14 protein-coding genes are annotated in these 16,265 nt (G+C 72.4%); 1 reads left to right on the top strand and 13 read right to left on the bottom strand.

Features of this window, described 5'->3' with window-relative positions; genetic code table 11:
• Positions 1 to 142: 142 nt before the first annotated feature.
• Positions 143 to 1,117: a phosphotransferase gene (locus ACIBSV_RS27795; protein ID WP_395867657.1), complete on the top strand. Its 975-nt coding sequence runs from the start codon at positions 143 to 145 to the stop codon at positions 1,115 to 1,117.
• Between the two features lie 149 nt (positions 1,118 to 1,266).
• Here the strand turns inward: ACIBSV_RS27795 and ACIBSV_RS27800 are convergent, their stop codons facing one another.
• From ACIBSV_RS27800 to ACIBSV_RS27860, 13 genes are all read right to left on the bottom strand, one after another.
• Entirely contained in the window at positions 1,267 to 2,862 is a 1,596-nt protein-coding gene (locus ACIBSV_RS27800) for a protein kinase (RefSeq protein ID WP_395867659.1), read from the bottom strand.
• A 394-nt stretch (positions 2,863 to 3,256) separates the two neighbouring features.
• A complete protein-coding gene (locus ACIBSV_RS27805; protein WP_395867661.1) occupies positions 3,257 to 4,393 on the bottom strand; it encodes a protein kinase in 1,137 nt (378 codons plus the stop codon).
• A 164-nt stretch (positions 4,394 to 4,557) separates the two neighbouring features.
• Positions 4,558 to 5,091 carry a bacterial proteasome activator family protein gene (locus ACIBSV_RS27810; protein ID WP_395867663.1) on the bottom strand — a complete coding sequence of 178 codons (534 nt, stop codon included), beginning with the start codon at positions 5,089 to 5,091 and terminating at the stop codon, positions 4,558 to 4,560.
• Positions 5,092 to 5,118: 27 nt separating this feature from the next.
• The gene (locus tag ACIBSV_RS27815) at positions 5,119 to 7,959 is read right to left on the bottom strand and encodes an FtsX-like permease family protein (protein WP_395867665.1); all 2,841 of its coding nucleotides are present in this window, start codon (positions 7,957 to 7,959) and stop codon (positions 5,119 to 5,121) included.
• The gene (locus ACIBSV_RS27820) at positions 7,956 to 8,705 is read right to left on the bottom strand and encodes an ABC transporter ATP-binding protein (protein WP_395867667.1); all 750 of its coding nucleotides are present in this window, start codon (positions 8,703 to 8,705) and stop codon (positions 7,956 to 7,958) included. Before ACIBSV_RS27820 ends, ACIBSV_RS27815 begins: the two co-directional genes overlap by 4 nt.
• The gene (locus ACIBSV_RS27825) at positions 8,702 to 9,286 is read right to left on the bottom strand and encodes a PadR family transcriptional regulator (RefSeq protein ID WP_395867669.1); all 585 of its coding nucleotides are present in this window, start codon (positions 9,284 to 9,286) and stop codon (positions 8,702 to 8,704) included. Before ACIBSV_RS27825 ends, ACIBSV_RS27820 begins: the two co-directional genes overlap by 4 nt.
• Positions 9,287 to 9,450: 164 nt before the next feature.
• Positions 9,451 to 10,269, bottom strand: a complete 819-nt coding sequence (locus tag ACIBSV_RS27830; RefSeq protein ID WP_395867671.1) for a hypothetical protein — start codon at positions 10,267 to 10,269, stop codon at positions 9,451 to 9,453.
• 144 nt (positions 10,270 to 10,413) lie between these two features.
• Positions 10,414 to 11,151 carry a hypothetical protein gene (locus tag ACIBSV_RS27835; RefSeq protein ID WP_395867673.1) on the bottom strand — a complete coding sequence of 246 codons (738 nt, stop codon included), beginning with the start codon at positions 11,149 to 11,151 and terminating at the stop codon, positions 10,414 to 10,416.
• 144 nt (positions 11,152 to 11,295) lie between these two features.
• Positions 11,296 to 12,276 (bottom strand): NAD(P)H-quinone oxidoreductase, encoded by a 981-nt coding sequence (locus ACIBSV_RS27840; protein WP_395867675.1) that lies wholly within the window; start codon positions 12,274 to 12,276, stop codon positions 11,296 to 11,298.
• 10 nt (positions 12,277 to 12,286) lie between these two features.
• Positions 12,287 to 13,435: a potassium channel family protein gene (locus ACIBSV_RS27845; RefSeq protein ID WP_395867677.1), complete on the bottom strand. Its 1,149-nt coding sequence runs from the start codon at positions 13,433 to 13,435 to the stop codon at positions 12,287 to 12,289.
• The gene (locus tag ACIBSV_RS27850; protein ID WP_395867680.1) at positions 13,432 to 14,649 is read right to left on the bottom strand and encodes a molybdopterin molybdotransferase MoeA; all 1,218 of its coding nucleotides are present in this window, start codon (positions 14,647 to 14,649) and stop codon (positions 13,432 to 13,434) included. The genes ACIBSV_RS27845 and ACIBSV_RS27850 overlap by 4 nt, the downstream gene beginning before the upstream one ends.
• A complete protein-coding gene (locus ACIBSV_RS27855; RefSeq protein WP_395867682.1) occupies positions 14,649 to 15,512 on the bottom strand; it encodes a DUF6457 domain-containing protein in 864 nt (287 codons plus the stop codon). The genes ACIBSV_RS27850 and ACIBSV_RS27855 overlap by 1 nt, the downstream gene beginning before the upstream one ends.
• Positions 15,509 to 16,261 (bottom strand): TrmH family RNA methyltransferase, encoded by a 753-nt coding sequence (locus ACIBSV_RS27860; RefSeq protein ID WP_395867684.1) that lies wholly within the window; start codon positions 16,259 to 16,261, stop codon positions 15,509 to 15,511. The genes ACIBSV_RS27855 and ACIBSV_RS27860 overlap by 4 nt, the downstream gene beginning before the upstream one ends.
• Between the last annotated feature and the right edge of the window lie 4 nt (positions 16,262 to 16,265).

Genomic DNA, 16,265 nt, shown 5'->3' on the forward strand with positions numbered 1-16,265 from the left:
TACGCACCAACCGCCTCCTCGAACGCGTGACAGCAAAGACACGCTTACGCGTGAAGGTTGCACAGAGTAGCAATATGATTGCTTTCCGTGACATAGATTGACGCCCGTGTACATCCCCTCCCGGCCAGGGTCCCCACTGGCTGTGACGATCGATCGCTACCGGGTCGGCAAGGCACTCTCGTTCCGACCCATCGCCGAGGGCCTACTCAACCGAGGCTACGAGGTCGTCACCACCAGGGGACGCTGGTTTCTCAAGCATTATCTGAACCAACGACCCGACACCATCCGCTTCCAGCACCACACCACCCAGCGGCTCGCCGCGTGCGGGATACCCGCGATCCCGCCGGTGGCCGACCGGCACGGGCGCACCGCACTCACCTCGCGCGGACGCTGGTTCGCGCTGTACCCCTGGGTGGACGGCGAGCACCGACGCGGCACGGAACTCGACGCCCGGGGCTGCGCGCGGGTGGGCGCGCTGCTCGGCGGCGTGCACGTGACGCTGCCGAAGTTGTTGCCGCCGATCCAGCAGCCGCTGCTGGTGCCCACGGCCGACCCGCACGAATCACTGGCCACCGTCGAGCGGCTGCTCACCCGGATCCGCGCCCGGCCCGGCCCGAACGCCTTCGACCGGCTCGCCGAGCTGCGCCTGATCGAGCGCCGCGCAATGCTCCTGCGGTACGCGCACCGCAGACCACGAGACCACGAGGCGCCGGGAACCGGCTACGTACACGGCGACTTCCATCCGCTGAACCTGCTGTACCGCGCCGGCGAACCGGTCGCGATCATCGACTGGGACCGGCTCGCGGCGCTGCCCGACACCGAGGAACTGGTCCGGGCCGCGCTGATCTTCTTCACCGATCCGATCTCCGGCACGCTCGACCTCGATCGGGTACGCGGTTTCGTGGACGGCTATCGCGCGGTGTTCGATCCGGGGCCCACCCAGCTCGCCGCCGCCGTGCACCGGCTGTGGTGGGAGCGACTGAACGACTTCTGGATGCTCACCCGGCACTACCTCGAGCACGACCCGCGCTGTGCCCCGCTCTTCCCCGCGTCCGCCGCGCTGATCGTGTGGTGGACGATGGCCTACGACGAGGTCCTCAAGGCGTTCCTGGGCTGACGAACCGGCCCCGCACGAGAAAACCCGCGCGCGCCACCGATCGTGGCTCGCGCGGGTTTCGCGTCTTCGGCCCTGAGGTCTCAGGCCCGCAGGTCGTGCGACCCGAAGGCCGTGCGACCCGGAGGTCGTGCGACTCGGGGGCCTACGACTCAGGGGGTCGTACCGCTGCCGCCCGCCGGATTGCCCCCGGCGGCGGCGCCGCCGGAGTCGGGCGGCTTCGTCTCGCCGCCGCCCTTGGTCGAACCCTGCGGCACGGTGGCCGACGTGCTCGGCCGGCTCGTCTCGGACGGCTTGTTCGACGGGGTCGAGGACGGCGAGTGCGACTGTCCCGAGGTCGTCCCGCCCGGATCGCGCGTGTTGGACGGCGGCGTCGTCTGCCGCCACGTCTGCGTCGGGTTGGACGGGGTCGCGCCCGACGTGCCCTTGGTGTTCGCGTCGGGGCTGGGCTGGTTGTTGTTGTTCCCCGGTTGCGCGCCACTGTCGTTGGTCACCGACACGGCGGGTCCGACCGGATCGTCATCCGAGGGGCTGTCCCCGTCCCCGGGCAGGCCCTTGACCAGGAGCACCGCACCGACCAGCACCAGGATCACCGCGAGCGCGGCCACCAGATAGAGCGGCAGCCTGCGCTTGTGCGCCGGCTCCTGCGGCAGGATCGGCAGTGGCCCGGTGCCGCCGTCGTTGGCCGGCGGACGCTGCTGCGACCCGGTGCCCGACTGCCCCGGCAGCGGTGGCATCGCCGCCGTCGCGTCGGTGGAGCCGGTGTGCCCCGCTGCCGCGGAACCCGCGGCGACCTGGCTCCACGAACCGAACTCGGGCCGGTTCTGCTGGGTGGGCACCCGCGGCGGAACGGCGACCGAGACCTGCTGACCGGCGAGCGCGCGACGGATGTCCATCCGCATCTCGTCGGCCGTCTGATACCGGTCGTCGGGGTTCTTCGCCAGCGCCTTCAACGCGATCGCGTCCAGGTGCGGAGGCACCCGGGGGTCCATCATCGACGGCGGACGCGGCTCGTCCTGGACGTGCTGGTACACCACCGACAGCGGCGTGTCACCGTTGAACGGCGGACGCAGCGCGAGCAGTTCGTAGAGCAGGCAGCCACTGGAGTACAGGTCGCTGCGCGCGTCGACGGTGCGGCCCAGGGCCTGCTCCGGCGACAGGTACTGCGGCGTGCCCATGACCATGCCGGTCTGGGTCATCGTGGTCGCCGCGCTGTGCATCGCGCGGGCGATCCCGAAGTCCATCACCTTGACCGCGCCCGAGTTGGTGATGATCACGTTCGCGGGCTTGATGTCGCGGTGGATGATGCCGTTCCGGTGGCTGTACTCGAGGGCCTCCAGGATCCCCTCCGTGACCCGGAGCGCCTGCTCCAGCGGTATGGGGTTGCCCTCGCCGAGCAGTTCCCGGACCGTGCGGCCCTCGACGCACTCCATCACGATGAACGGCACCAGTTCGTCGCCGACCTGGTCCTCGCCCGTGTCGTAGACCGACACGATCGCGGGGTGGTTGAGCGACGCCGCGTTCTGCGCCTCGCGGCCGAACCGCGAGCGCGCGACCGGATCCTGCGCGAGGTCCGGGCGCAGCGTCTTGACCGCGACGGTGCGACCGAGCCGCACGTCGTGGGCCATCAACACCTCGGCCATGCCGCCTCGGCCGAGTTGGCGACCGAGTTCGTAGCGGCCGGACCCGACCGTCTTCACCTGTGTGCCGGACGTCTCACGTTCGTCCGGTCCCGTCGGCGCGGTCATCGCTCCTCGCCCTGCGCGTCGGGGCGGCCCGTCCGGGGCCGCCGAACTGTGGCGATGGCGTCCGCCGCGAGCAGGGGAGAGCGGAAAGCACCACGGGAGCGGGGGAGCACGACGGTTCCAACGATCGGCCGGCCACAAAGGCACGCCGATTCGGGCGTCAGGGTTGCGGCCGGGGACTCGGAGCTCATCCTCGACAGTCCCCTCACGTGGCGCCGGGGCGTTGGCCCGCGCCGGTGTGCAGATGAAATGTGGCGCATCCTCGCGTCAAGTCCCGAAACGATACCGGGATCAGCGGTACTCCGTGTGAATTGCCCATGGTAACGGGATTCCGGATCCCCGGCCGATGCCTTGTGTGCTCCGGGCACCGCCCACCCGCGGGATCCGGCCGACTCGATCAACGCAACATCAGGATCGAGGCGAGCACCGCCAGCACGCCGAGCACCGTCGCCGCGAACGCGGCGCCCACACCGGTCTTGCGGCCGTACGTCCCCGGCGCGCTGTGCGCGCCCGCCGAACGGGCCCGGGGTCCGAACCCGGACAACACCCGCGCCCACGGCGGACCGCCGGCGGACGGACGGGCGGGCCGCTGCGGCGTCGGCGTCCCCGGCGGCCGCCCGGACTGCGCCGGGACGCCGGCGCCGTACAGGACCGAGTCCCAGACGTCCGCGGGCAGGATCCGACGCACCGACTCGCGCATCCGCCCGGCGGTGTCGAAGCGCAGGTGCGGGTCCTTGCGCAGCGCGTGCAGGACCAGGTCGTCGACCGCGCCGGGCACGTCGGGCCGGTACACGGACGGCGGGGTCGGCTCCTCGCGCATGTGTCGATAGGCGATGTGCACCGCCGTACCGCCGTCGAACGGCGGCACCCCGACCAGCAGCTCGTGCAGCAGGCATCCCACCGAGTACAGGTCGCTGCGGGTGGACGCGGGATGTCCGAACGCCTGCTCGGGTGAGAAGTACTGCGGGGTGCCCATGATCCGACCGGGGTCGGTGAGCGCGCCGTCGGTGACGAACAGCGCACGGGCGATGCCGAAGTCCATCACCTTGACCGCGCCGCCCGGGGTGATCATCACATTGACCGGCTTGATGTCGCGGTGCACCAGGCCGCGGTCGTGGCTGTACTCCAGCGCGTCCAGCACCTTCGCGGTGATCGCGAGGGCACGCGGCCACGGCAGTGGACCGTGTGCCTCCAGCAGATCGCGCAGGGTCAGCCCCTCGATCAGCTCCATCACGATCCACGGCACCAGCACGCCGTCCTCGCCCGGGTCCGCACCGGTGTCGAACACCGAGACGATCGTGGGGTGGTTCAGCGCCGCCGCGTGCTCGGCCTCGCGGGCGAACCGCGAGCGCGCGACGGTGTCCTCGGCCAGGTCGCTGCGCAGGCGTTTGACCGCGACGAGCCGATCGAGCACCAGGTCGTGGGCCTCGTACACCACGGCCATGCCGCCGCCGCCGATCCGGCGCCCGGTGCGATACCGCCCGCCGCCGAAGACACGCCCGTTCGCCCGAGCCGGGTCTCCCGAAACGGTCACCGTCAGGCCGCCCTCCACGCCGCACGACTCGCGCACGACCCCGGCACGAATCGACCTACCGAAAAGCGCTCCCGTCGCACCGCCGACAGCCTGTCAGAGACGCGACGGGAGCGCACCGGGTCGGCGCCATCGAGCACCGCTCCGGGGTACGCCCCTCCCAAACGCTAGAGGTACGGACCCGACTGGGTGTGCGGCGGCTCACCCTGGCCACCGGGGACCACGCCGGGCGGGAGTGCCCGACGCATCGTCTCCAGTTGCGCGCGCGCCGCCATCTGCTGCGCGAACAGCGCGGTCTGGATGCCGTGGAACAGACCCTCCAGCCAGCCCACCAGCTGTGCCTGCGCGATCCGCAGCTCGGACTCGCTGGGTACCGAGTCGTGCGTGAACGGGAGCGAGAGCCGCTCCAGCTCCTCGACCAGTTCCGGGGCGAGTCCCTTCTCCAGCTCCTTGATCGAGCTGGCGTGGATCTCCTTGAGTCGCACCCGGCTCGCCTCGTCGAGAGGAGCCGCGCGCACCTCCTCCAGAAGCTGCTTGATCATGCTGCCGATGCGCATGACCTTCGCGGGTTGTTCAACCATGTCGGTCACCGCGAGTTCACCGCCCTCTTCACCGAGGCCGCCGCCGAGCGCCATGCCATCCGGCCCGACGATCACCACCTGCGGGTTCTCACCATTCGCTTCGCTGTTCGGCGTGTCCATACATCTCATCCTAGGAGCGCCGAGGGCTTAAGCCGTCCTGCCGCGCACCACCGCACGCGATCGTGTCAAAAGCGCCGCGAGCAGGGCCGCGAGGATCGGCAGCACGATCAGCGCGAGGCCCAGTTGCGACCACGGAATCACCAGTTCGGGAGCGTGCAGCCGACTCTTGGCCTCGGCCGGCATCACGTCCCACACGGCCGACTTCTGTCCTCGCCGTACGACCACCCCCGCGAGTACGCCCGCCGCGAGTCCCAACGCGGTCCCCAGGAACGCGATCACCCCGCTCTGGAACGCGGACAACCGGCGCCGCACACTCGGCGGCGCGCCCACCGCACCGAGCGTGGCCAGGTCCTTCTGCGCGTCGGCCAGTGCCAGCCCGGTGGCCACCCCGGACGCGCCGACCGTGACCACCAGCGCGAACACCGCGAGCAACAACATCCGCGCGTCGCTCATCGGCTGGAATCCGCGCTCGACGAAGACGAAGCCCTGCTCGGAGACCTTCGCCACCTGCTCCTCCAGCCGCTGCTTCTGCGCGTCCGAGGGCGAGCGCCCGGCGTCGTAGACCAACCCGGCCGGTTCGACGACGGCCCCGAGCACGCGCGCCGCCTCCGGCGAGGCGAACATGCCGGACAGGCCGAAGGGGGCTTGCACCGACACCGCGGGCAACCGCACACCCGGACGTTCCGACTCTGCCGCTCCCGGGGAGGGCATGTGGACCGATCCGAGGCCGGAGAACACCTCCTGTGACTTGACCTCCGCCTTGCCGTCCGGCCCGACGTACCCGTCCTCGAACAGGACCACCCCGCCGCGGGACAACACCTCGATCGCGCGTGGGTCGTCCGCGCCGGTCAGCTTGCGCAGCAGATCCGCGTCCCCGACCACCGACTGGAAGAAACCGTTCCGGGCCCGGGTCTCGTACCGGCATCTGGGATCGTCACGCCACCGGTCGTCGCCGGGGCGGGCCGGGCAGCGGGCCTCGGGCAACTTCTCCGGCCGGAAGGTGACGCACCTGCCTTCCTGCACACAGGTTCCGCCCAGCGTGCCCAGTGGTCCGCCCTTCGCGTCGGGCAGGATCCGCTCGACCGCCCGCCGGATCTCCTCGGCTCCACGCGTGCTCACCGCCGTCTCGCCCGGCGGCCCGCTCCCCGGCACACGCCCGGGGAAACCGATCAGGACGTGGTTCTCCTGGGCGTTGGGGCGGTACCTGTTCCGTTCGTCCGCGTTCTGGCTCGACCAGACCACCGCGATCACCACCGAACCCGCCACCGCGGCCATCACCGCCGCCACCGCCGGCGCGCTGCGCGGGCGGCTGCGGGCCGCGTCGCGCAGCGCCAATCGGGGGCTCAGCGGCAGGAAGCGACCGAGCTTCGCGGTCGCTCCGATCAGTGCCGGGCAACACGCGACCAGGCCCAGTTCGGCCACCACCACACCCGCGACGATGACCTTGTCGTTCGCGCCGTCCGCGCCGTACAGCGCGATGGCGACGCCGAGCGCGGCACCGAAGACCCCGGCGATCGGCAGCACGCGCGAACCTCGGCGCACCCCTCGGCGGCCGGACAACGACGCGGCGATGTCCTCACGGGCCGCGAGCCAGGCCGGGATCAGCGCGGCGAGTACGCCGACCGCCACCCCGACCGCGCCGATGCCGAGCAGTTCGAGCGCGCGCACGTCGTAGCGGCCCAGCAGCCGGCCGGACTTCTCGGCGAACCACGGCCGCAGCAGGGCCGCGACCGCCATGCCCAGGGCCGTGCCGAGCAGAGCGCCGACCGCGCCGAGCACGACACCACCGCCGAGCACCACCCCGCCGATGTGTCGACGGCTGCCACCCGCGACGCCGATGAGCCCGAGTTCGCGCCGCTTGCGGCGCGCGCCCACCGCGAAGGCCGGGCCGGCGAGCAGGATCATCTCCAGCAGGCCCAGGCCCACGCCGATGCCACCGAGCCTGAGCGCGCGCGAGTCGACCCACTGGCGCGGGGTCTCGTACTGCAACTCGTCGCTCGCGGGCGGATCCTCGAGTACCACGGCGGACTTGACCACAAAGCCCTGCCGGTTGGCCTCCTTGACCTTCGCCCACGACACCCCGCCCGGCACCCGGATCAGCTCGTCGACCTGCTCGGCGAACGAACCACTCGCCCCCGGCAGGGCACGCATCGCGTCGAGCACCGCGCCCGGCCGGCCGATCACCACGGACTTGCGCAGATGGTTCGGCAGATCGACCGTGCCGACGATGCGAAACGTGCGACCGGTGGACTTCTCGGTCAGTCGCCCACCGACCCGGTATCCGCCCGAACGACGCAACTCCTCGGTGACGACCACCTCGTCGAGGGCTTGCGGGGCCCGCCCCCGACGCTGGAACACCATGCCTTCGGCGAGCGGCGCGGTGTAGTCGAACTCGCGGATCTGTACCTCGGTCCGACCGTGCTCCGTGGACACCGTCCCGTACCCGAAGCGGTCGATCAGTCGCTCGGTCACCCCGGGAATCGCCGCACTCGCCGCCCGGGAAGCCGGCCGATCGGGCAATCCGCCGGTCGGCAGCAGTGTTACGGACTGCCCGGGCGGCGGCCGATCCAGGTCGGCCGGACGCCACTCGTCGCCTTCGACATCCTGTCGAATCGCGACCGCGGGCGACGAGGTCCCGTCGCCCTGCCGCTCCGAAGCGGTATCCCGCACCAGGGCGTCCGCCTGCCCCATCGAGCGCGAGATCACCTCGTCGGTGTCCAACTGCACGCTGCGCCAGGACACGTCGGCCGCGCTCATCCCCAGTACCGGAAGCGCGATCATCGCGACGATCAGCGCGCTGCGTCCCTTGGCCCGCAGCGCGTCCCGACGGGCGATCCGCAAGGTCGCCCGCCACGAGCCCACGCTCATCGCGAACCACCCCGGGACAGCAGCGACTCGGCGTCGGCCGTGGAACCGGTGTCGTCCACGAGCCGACCGTCGCGCAGGAACACGATCCGGTCCGCCCACGCGGCGTGCCGGGCCTCGTGGGTCACCAGGACCACCGCCGCACCGGCCTCGCATCGCGCCCGCAGCACCCGCAACACCGCCTCGCCCGTGGTCGAGTCGAGCGCGCCCGTCGGCTCGTCGGCCAGCACCAGTCGGCGCTCGCCGACCAACGCGCGGGCGATCGCGACGCGTTGTTGCTGGCCGCCGGACATGTCGTCGGGAAAGCGGTCGCCGAAGTGTTCGAGACCGACCTCGGTCAGCGCCGCCTGCGCGGCCTGCCGGGCCCGGCGGATCGACACGCCGTCGAGTTCGAGCGGCAGCGCGACGTTCTCCGCGGCCGTCAGTGCCGGGACCAGGTTGAGGTCCTGGAAGACGTAGCCGACGCTGCGCCTGCGCAGCGCGGCCATCCGGCGCCGGTTGAGCCCGCCGAGTTCCTGCCCCTCGACCAGGATCTCGCCGTGGGTGGGCCGGTCCAGTCCGCCCGCGAGCATCAAAAGGGTCGACTTGCCCGACCCGCTCGGTCCCATCACGGCGAGCATCTCGCCCGGCGCGACGGCCAGATCCACCTCGGCCAGGGCTTCGACGCGCACGTCGCCCCGACCGTGGATCCGGCCCACCGACCTGAGTTCCAGTACCGGTTCCACTGTGCCCCCTGTGCCCTTGGTCATCGACGCGCCCCGCGCTTGCGGACGGGTGCGGGTCGCTCGTCCGCGGGAGTCGGTGCCGGCTCCCGCTCGGCTGCCCGGCGGGCCAGCCGCGCCTCGCAGTGGTCGAGCCAGCGAACCTCGGCCTCCGCGTGGAAGATCAGTGATTCCAGGACGAGTTGCCACGCGAGGTCGTCCTCGGCGGCGCGGGTCTTGAGCCGGGTGTAGTCCTGCAACGCCCGCAACGTGTGCGCGCGCTGTCCCTGGACCACCGACCGGACGTCGATCCCGGGCACCGTGACCGCCATCGCGAGCTTGATCGCGAGTTCGTCCCGGGGCGGGCTGGTGCGCGAGACCGGCGCCTCGAACCACTCGCGCAGTTCGGCCCGACCCTTGTCGGTGATCCGGTAGAAGACGTGCCCCTCGTCGTCCTCGCCGTCGGGTGCGACGAGTTCGTCGCGGTCCAGGCGGCCGAGCGTGGTGTAGACCTGACCGACGTTGAGCGGCCAGGTGGATCCGGTCCGGGCCTCGAATTCGGTCCGGAGCTGATAGCCGTATCGAGGGCCCTGATCGAGCAATGCGAGCAGACCGTGCTTGATGGACATACCGAGTATGTATACCCGGTATGCTCAAGAGCGCAAGACCGGCACGCGGTGGGAGCGTCCCGGGAAACCGCCGGCGGAAGGAGGCTTGGTCGCGACCGACGACGAGGCGAACGACCCGCCCGCGGCCGAGCCGAGCCCGACCGGGCTCGACCGGCGAACGAGGGTCAGCGGTCGTTGGAGGGGGAGCCGCCCCGGCAGTTGAAGTTGAACGTGTACCGCTCGGTCTGCGCGTTCGCGACCGGCTGGAGGATCAGCAGTTGCAGGACACCGCTCGCCTCACCGAACAGTTGCGGCGGGATCGCCCAGGTGATCGGGATACTCGCCTGGCGCGGGCCGGAGCCGGTGAAGTGCAGGATGTCCTGCGGGAGCAGCAGCCCTCTCTCGTACACCCACTGGAAGACGATGTCGCCGGGACCCACCCCGTCCACGAGCACCGTTCCGACGAACGTCACCTGATCGAGTCCGTTGCAGCGCACGTAGGAACCGTTGGCGCGGTCGGCGCTGAGCCGTACGTCGCTCACCCGGAACCGCTGACCCAACGGCGGCGGCGGGGTGGGTGTCCGGCCGCCGGAGCCGGTCGTCGCGGCGGCGCCGCCGGATCCACCGGACTGTCCGCCGGGGGCGGGGGTGCTCGTCGTGTTCCCGGTCCGGCCACCGGAACCGGGCGCGTTCCCGGGCGGTGCCGTCACCGTCTCGGTCACGGTCACCGTGGGCACCGGAACGGGCTGCCCACTCGTGGGCGCCGAACCGTCGGGCGCGGGCGTGGCACCGCCGGTCGGTGCCGGGCCGGCCTCGATGCTCTGGTCCTGGGCGGGCAGTTGCGGCGGGATGTCGGCGGGCGAGGGCCCGCTCCGATCGTGTCGGGCCTGCACGCCGGGGCCGGAGCCGCAGATGTTCGTGAGTACGAGCAGCGTGATCAGGGCCAGCGCGATGATCGTCGGGCCCAGCGGTATCCGCCGGTGAAACCCGCCGATCGACCACATCACGCCTCCTTCCCCCACCACCGGTCGGACGTTGCCGGAAGGTACCGCTGTATCACGATTCGCATCCTCGACGAGCCTGCACCCTTCATCCGCGATGCGCCAGACACCCAGTCTGACCGGCGGGACCGACGTCCATCCCGCCGGTCAGCGTCGTCGCGGTGCCGGGAAACACCGGACGAGCAGTCCACCGGCGCAGACGATACCGGCTCCCCCGAGGCCCATCAGAGTCAAATTCACAACGGATGGACCGGTTTTGGGCAGCGTGGGCGGCGCATCGAAGACCGAAGAGGTGACCGGAGCCGAGGGGTCGGTCGGGGCGTGCGGGTCGGACTCCATCAGGTAGCGCGCGACGATTCGGCCGCCGGAGCGCACCGCGTACACCCCGGGTCGATCGTCCTCGGCGACCTCCGCCCCCCAGGACCGCAGCGCGTCCAGGCCGGCGGCGCCGCCGGTGAGCACGAGTTCGTTCTCGACGTCGAGCACCGCCCGGCCCGACTCGTCGGTCACCGGGCGGGCGCCGTGTCGGGCCAGCCGGTCGAGCAGTCGTTCCCACTCCTGCTGCGTCGGCGCGTCCGTGACCGGCGCGGGTCGGGGCGGCCCGGTCGGCTCGGCCGGCGCGTCCACGTGCACCGGCGGATCCGGGCGCAACTCGGGCGCGGCCGGCGGCCGGCCGCGCGGGGACGCCCCCGGGTCCGGCTCGTCGGCCGGCGGCCGTGACCCGTCGACCGCGCCGGCCGAGGGCAGGGGTGACGGGCCCGCGAGCGCCGGGGCATCGGGCAGCACCGACGCGCCGGGGAGCGCCGAGGCACCGGATAGGACGAGGGCCGCCGTGAGCACACACCCGGCAGCCAGTCGACGCGCGAAGCCGCCGGGGGTAGGCATGCGGTCAGACTAAGGAAAATCGACAAAAGACCCGTTCAGCGACATTCGGCGCAATGGAATGGTCATCCGATTTTCATTCGTCCGGACCACACCGCCCGGACCGCGCCGGCGCGTCGTCTGCCGCGCCGGCGGCCCCGGACCGCGTCAACGCACCTTCAGCAGGACCTTGCCGATGTGTCCGCTCTCCTCGAGCACCCGGTGCGCGTCGGCCGCCTCGGCCACCGGCAGCACCCGATCGACGATCGGCTCGACCCGGCCCGCGTCCAGGAGCGGCCACACGTGTTCGCGTACCGCCGCGACGATCGCGGACTTCTCCGACATCGGGCGGGCCCGCAGCGAGGTCGCCGCGATCGCGGCCCGCTTGGTCAGCAGCTTGTTGAGGTCCAACTCGCCACGGGCGCCGCCCTGGAGGCCGATCACCACGAGCCGGCCGTTGACCGCGAGCGCGTCCACGTTGCGATCGAGATACTTCGCGCCCATGTTGTCCAGGATCACGTCCACGCCGGCCCCGTCGGTGGCCTCGCGGACCCGGGACACGAAATCCTCGTCCCGGTAGTTGATCGCGACCTCGGCGCCGAGTTCGCGGCAGCGCTCCAGCTTGACCGCCGAGCCCGCCGTGGTGAACACCCGCGCGCCCGCGGCCGAGGCCAGCTGGATCGCCATCGTGCCGATCCCGCTCGACCCGCCGTGCACCAGAAAGGTCTCGCCCTTGCGCAGGTGGGCGACCATGAACACGTTCGACCAGACGGTACAGACCACCTCGGGCAGCGCGGCGGCCGTGATCAGGTCCATGCCCGCGGGCACGGGCAGCAGTTGGCCGGTGGGCACCCGGACCCGCTCGGCATAGCCGCCGCCCGCCAACAGCGCGCACACCCGGTCACCGACCGCCCAGCCGGACACGCCCGCGCCCACCTCGACGATCCGACCCGACGCCTCCAGGCCGGGGTAGGCCGAAGCGCCGGCCGGCGGCTGGTAGAAGCCCTGTCGCTGCAACAGATCGGCCCGGTTGACCGCCGACGCGGCCACCTCCACCAACACCTCGCCGGGTTCGGGTTTCTCGTCCGGGACCTCGGTCCAGTTCAGTACCTCGGGTCCGCCCGGTTCGGCAATCGTGATCGCAAACATGGCCACCAGCCTATGAGTCGCCCGTCTTCGGCTGCGGCTTATGCGTCTTGATCACCACGAGTCGGTCACCCGCGCCGAGCACCGCCGCCTCCGGGTCGTCGTGCCGCAGCGTGCGGTGTCCGCGCACCACGGCCACCACCAGATCGCCGCACTCGCCCGGCGACTTGCCCGCCTCGCGCTTGTCGATCGGCCGCTCGATCAGGTCCATGCCCTCGCCGTAGTGCATGAGGTCCTCCATCACCTCGCCGACGTTCGGGCTGAGCATGGAGACTCCCAGCAGCCGGCCCGCCGCGCTCGCGGTGGTGACCACCGAGTCGGCCCCGCTCTGCCGGATCAGCGGCGCGTTCTCGTCCTCGCGGACCGCGACCACGATCCAGGCCCGCCGATTCAACTGCCGCGCGGTCAGCGTGACCAGGGCGGCGGTGTCGTCCCGGTTGACCGAGACGATGATGTTCCGGGCCCGCTCCACCTCGGCCCGGCGCAACACCTCGGCCCGGGTGGCGTCGCCGGAGACCACCACGAGCTTGTCGTCGTCGCTCGCCTCGGTGACCGCCTCGGGGTCGGAGTCGACGATGACGATGTTCTCGCGCGAGACCCCCTGCGCCATCAGCGTGTGCACCGCGCTGTACCCGGTCGTGCCGTAGCCGACCAGGATCGTGTGGTCGCGCAACGTGGACCTCCAACGGTTGAGCCGCAACTGCTCCCGCGTGCGCTCGGTGAGCACCTCGAGGGTCGTGCCGACCAGGATGATCAGGAAGATCACCCGCAGCGGGGTGATCACGACGACGTTCACCAGGCGGGCGCCGTCGCTCGCGGGGGTGATGTCGCCGTAGCCGGTCGTGGACAGGGTGACCGTCGCGTAGTAGACCGCGTCGAGCAGCGAGACGTGCTCGTCCACGGTGTCGCGGTAGCCGTCCCGGTCGAGATAGACGACCAGGATGGTGACCGCCAGAACCAGCAGCGCCATCCCGAACCGGCGCAACACCTGCATGAGCGGACCGGGACGGTCCTTGGGGATGTGCACGGTCGCGCCCGCCTGACCGGCCAGGCCCGCCGGTCCGTCGGTACGTTTCTTCAGTGCCGGCAGCGGCCGGGCCAGCGCACCGCGCGGCCCGCGCCGATCGGCCGGTCGGTCGTCGGGGAAGCGCACGGTCTTCATCGCGGCGCCCCGAGCACCTCTACCCGATCGCCCGCGCGCACGCCGCCCGGCGGCACCACCGCGATGCCGTCGGCGACCGCGAGCCCGCGCAGCATCGCCGGGCCGGAGAAGGCCAGCGGCCGATCCGCGCGCATCGGCACCAGCCGAGTGTCCCTCGGGTGGCCGGCGATGTCGGCGCCGACCCGGATCCGGCGCGGGCGCGGCTCCGGGCGGCCGGAGAGCCGGCGCAGCAGCGGTACCGCGAGGGTGAGCATGCCGGCCACCGCGGCCAGCGGGTTGCCGGGCAGGCCGACCAGGTAACGCCCGGCGCCGGGACGCTCGCCGGGCAGGTGCGCGAGCAACATCGGATGACCCGGGCGGACCGCGACGCCGTCCACGAGCACGTCCGCCTCCAGGTCGGCGAGTAGCGGGTGCACATGATCACGCGGGCCGTCGGCGGTGCCGCCCGTGGTGATCACCACGTCGGCGCGGGACGTGCTCACGTGCCCGCGCAGCGTGTCCAGGCTGTCTCCCACCCGGCGCACCCGCAGCAGGTCGGCGCCGAGGGTGCGCAGCCACGGCGTGATCAACGGGCCGAGCGCATCCCGGATCCGGCCTTCCCTGGGCAGCCCGGAGTCGAGCAACTCGTCGCCCAGCACCAGGAGTTCCACCCGAGGCCGGTCGACCACCACCAGTTCGTCGTAGCCGGAGGCGGCGGCCAGCCCGGTGACCCCCGGCGTGACCGTGGTGCCGGCCGGCAACAACTCGTCGCCGCGGCGGCACTCCTGGCCGCACGCGCGGATGTCGGTGCCCTGCTGGATGTGCACGTCGCCGAACAGCGTGCGGCCCTCGACCCGGCTCTGTTCGCTGCGCAGCACGGCGGTGGCCCCGCGCGGCACCCGCGCTCCGGTGGCGATCTCCACCGCGTCGCCGTCGCGCATCACGCCGATGCCCTCGCCGGCCTCGCCCGCGAGCAACCGGCCGCGCACCCGCCACGGCCCGGGTCCGGCGACCGCCCATCCGTCCATCGCCGAGGTGTCGAAGGAGGGCAGGTCGGTGAGCGCGACGATGGGCCGGGCCAGCACGTGGTCGCGCGCGTGGTGCAGGGTGCGCGAGACCACGGGCAGCGGTCGGCCGGCCGCGCGGGCCGTGGCCCGGGCCTCGGGCCAGCCCAGTGCCTGCGGCTGGTGCGACTCGGAGCGCGGCATGGTGGCCCGGTCCTCCCGAAGGGTCATCAGGCGCCCGGCTCCGCGCCGGCGCGTTCGGCGAGCTCTCGTGCCTGCCGCAGCGCCTCGGCCACGGCGGCCGCGCCGCCGCCGCGACTGGCCGCCGCGTAGCCGACCAGGAAGGAGGTGAGCGGCGCGGCCGGTCGCTGTACGTTGTGCGCCGCCACCCGGGTCATGTCCAGCAGCGCCGCGATGTCCACGTCCAGTTCGATGCCCAGCTCCTGTTTGACCGCTTCCGTCCACTCTTCCAAGCCAGTCATGTCTCTCCTCTTCGGGGCTGTGTCCATCCTCCCCGACCGGGCTCGCGCGCCGCGCACATCCGCCCAGGTGTCGCAGTCGAAGACGGCGTCGGGATCGGCCCGGATCCGGTGCAGCGCGAGCGGCTCGACCACCCGGCGCAGCGGCGCCCCGGCCGGTTCGGGCAGGGCCGCGACGCCCGCCCGCAGGGCCGCGGTGCGGTAGGCGGCGAGCAGGATCTGATCGCGCCCGTCGGCGTCCACCGCCACCGCGCCGGCGTACCCGTCGCCTCGATCCACCGCCGGCTCCAGGGCGGCGACCAGGCGGTCGATCAACGCGGTGGGCACGAACGGCAGATCGGCCGCGAGCAGCACGACCGTCTCGGCGCGAACCAGCGGCAGCGCGGCGGCCAGCGCGGCCACCGGTCCGCCGCCGGGCGGGTCCTCGCGCACCCACACCACCTCGCGCCGGGTGTTCCGGCGCGGACCGGCGACAACGGTCCGCTCGGCTCCGGCCGCGGCGGCCAGCACCCGGTCGAGCAGCGAGACGCCGGCCACGAGCAGGCCCGGCTTGTCGGCGCCGGCCAGCCGGCGGGCCGCGCCGCCGGCCAGGACCACCGCGTCGTAGCCGCTCACGTGGGCGCGTTCGCGGAGGTCTCGGACCAGCGGAAGAGGGTCATCCCGACGCTGGTGGCGAGGTTGTAGCTGGAGACCCTCGGTCGCATCGGGATGGCCACGCGCCGGTCGGCGCGCCCGCGCAGCGCCGCCGAGACGCCGTGCCGCTCGGTGCCGAAGGCCAGGATCGCGTCGTCCGGGATCTCGGTCGCGCGCAGGTCGACGCCCTCGGGGTCGAGCACGAACAGGGGGCCGGTGGGCAACGCGTCCGAGTCCACCCGGGCGACGCCGGTCGCGAAGTGCAGTCCGGCGCTGCCGCGGACCACGTTCGGGTGCCACGGGTCCAGGTCGCCGGTGGTCAGCACGGCGGCGACGCCGAATCCGGCGGCGAGCCGGACGACCGCGCCGACGTTGCCGAGGTTGCGCGGGTTCTCCAGGAGCACGATCGGCGCGGTGCGCGCGGGTTCGCCGGAGGGGCCGGCCTCGGGGCGGCGGGCGAGCGCGACCACCCCGGTGGGGCCGCCGCGCGGGATCAACTCGCGCAGGAACGGCACGGACACCTCACGCGCCGTCTCCTCTATATAGCCGCCCACGTCGGCCGCGAGTTCGTCGGCGAGGGCGCGCACCGCCGCCCGGTCGGTGGTCAGCACGACACGGATCTCGGCGCCGAATCGCAGTGCGTGCTTGACGGCGTGGAACCCGTCCAGCAGCACCGCGCCGGGCGACGCGGCCCGCCACAGCGCGAGGGTCTCCATCTCGTGCGCGTTCATGACA

The sequence above is a fragment of the Embleya sp. NPDC050154 genome (assembly GCF_044460165.1).
Lineage (GTDB): Bacteria > Actinomycetota > Actinomycetes > Streptomycetales > Streptomycetaceae > Embleya.

Bases quoted from the DNA above. Each gene is read 5' to 3' on its own strand.
- ACIBSV_RS27850 (WP_395867680.1), bottom strand. From the start codon at position 14,649: ATGACCCTTCGGGAGGACCGGGCCACCATGCCGCGCTCCGAGTCGCAC.
- ACIBSV_RS27860 (WP_395867684.1), bottom strand. From the start codon at position 16,261: ATGAACGCGCACGAGATGGAGACCCTCGCGCTGTGGCGGGCCGCGTCG.
- ACIBSV_RS27825 (WP_395867669.1), bottom strand. From the start codon at position 9,286: ATGTCCATCAAGCACGGTCTGCTCGCATTGCTCGATCAGGGCCCTCGA.
- ACIBSV_RS27830 (WP_395867671.1), bottom strand. From the start codon at position 10,269: ATGTGGTCGATCGGCGGGTTTCACCGGCGGATACCGCTGGGCCCGACG.
- ACIBSV_RS27810 (WP_395867663.1), bottom strand. From the start codon at position 5,091: ATGGACACGCCGAACAGCGAAGCGAATGGTGAGAACCCGCAGGTGGTG.
- ACIBSV_RS27800 (WP_395867659.1), bottom strand. From the start codon at position 2,862: ATGACCGCGCCGACGGGACCGGACGAACGTGAGACGTCCGGCACACAG.
- ACIBSV_RS27815 (WP_395867665.1), bottom strand. From the start codon at position 7,959: ATGAGCGTGGGCTCGTGGCGGGCGACCTTGCGGATCGCCCGTCGGGAC.
- ACIBSV_RS27840 (WP_395867675.1), bottom strand. From the start codon at position 12,276: ATGTTTGCGATCACGATTGCCGAACCGGGCGGACCCGAGGTACTGAAC.
- ACIBSV_RS27835 (WP_395867673.1), bottom strand. From the start codon at position 11,151: ATGCCTACCCCCGGCGGCTTCGCGCGTCGACTGGCTGCCGGGTGTGTG.
- ACIBSV_RS27820 (WP_395867667.1), bottom strand. From the start codon at position 8,705: ATGACCAAGGGCACAGGGGGCACAGTGGAACCGGTACTGGAACTCAGG.
- ACIBSV_RS27845 (WP_395867677.1), bottom strand. From the start codon at position 13,435: ATGAAGACCGTGCGCTTCCCCGACGACCGACCGGCCGATCGGCGCGGG.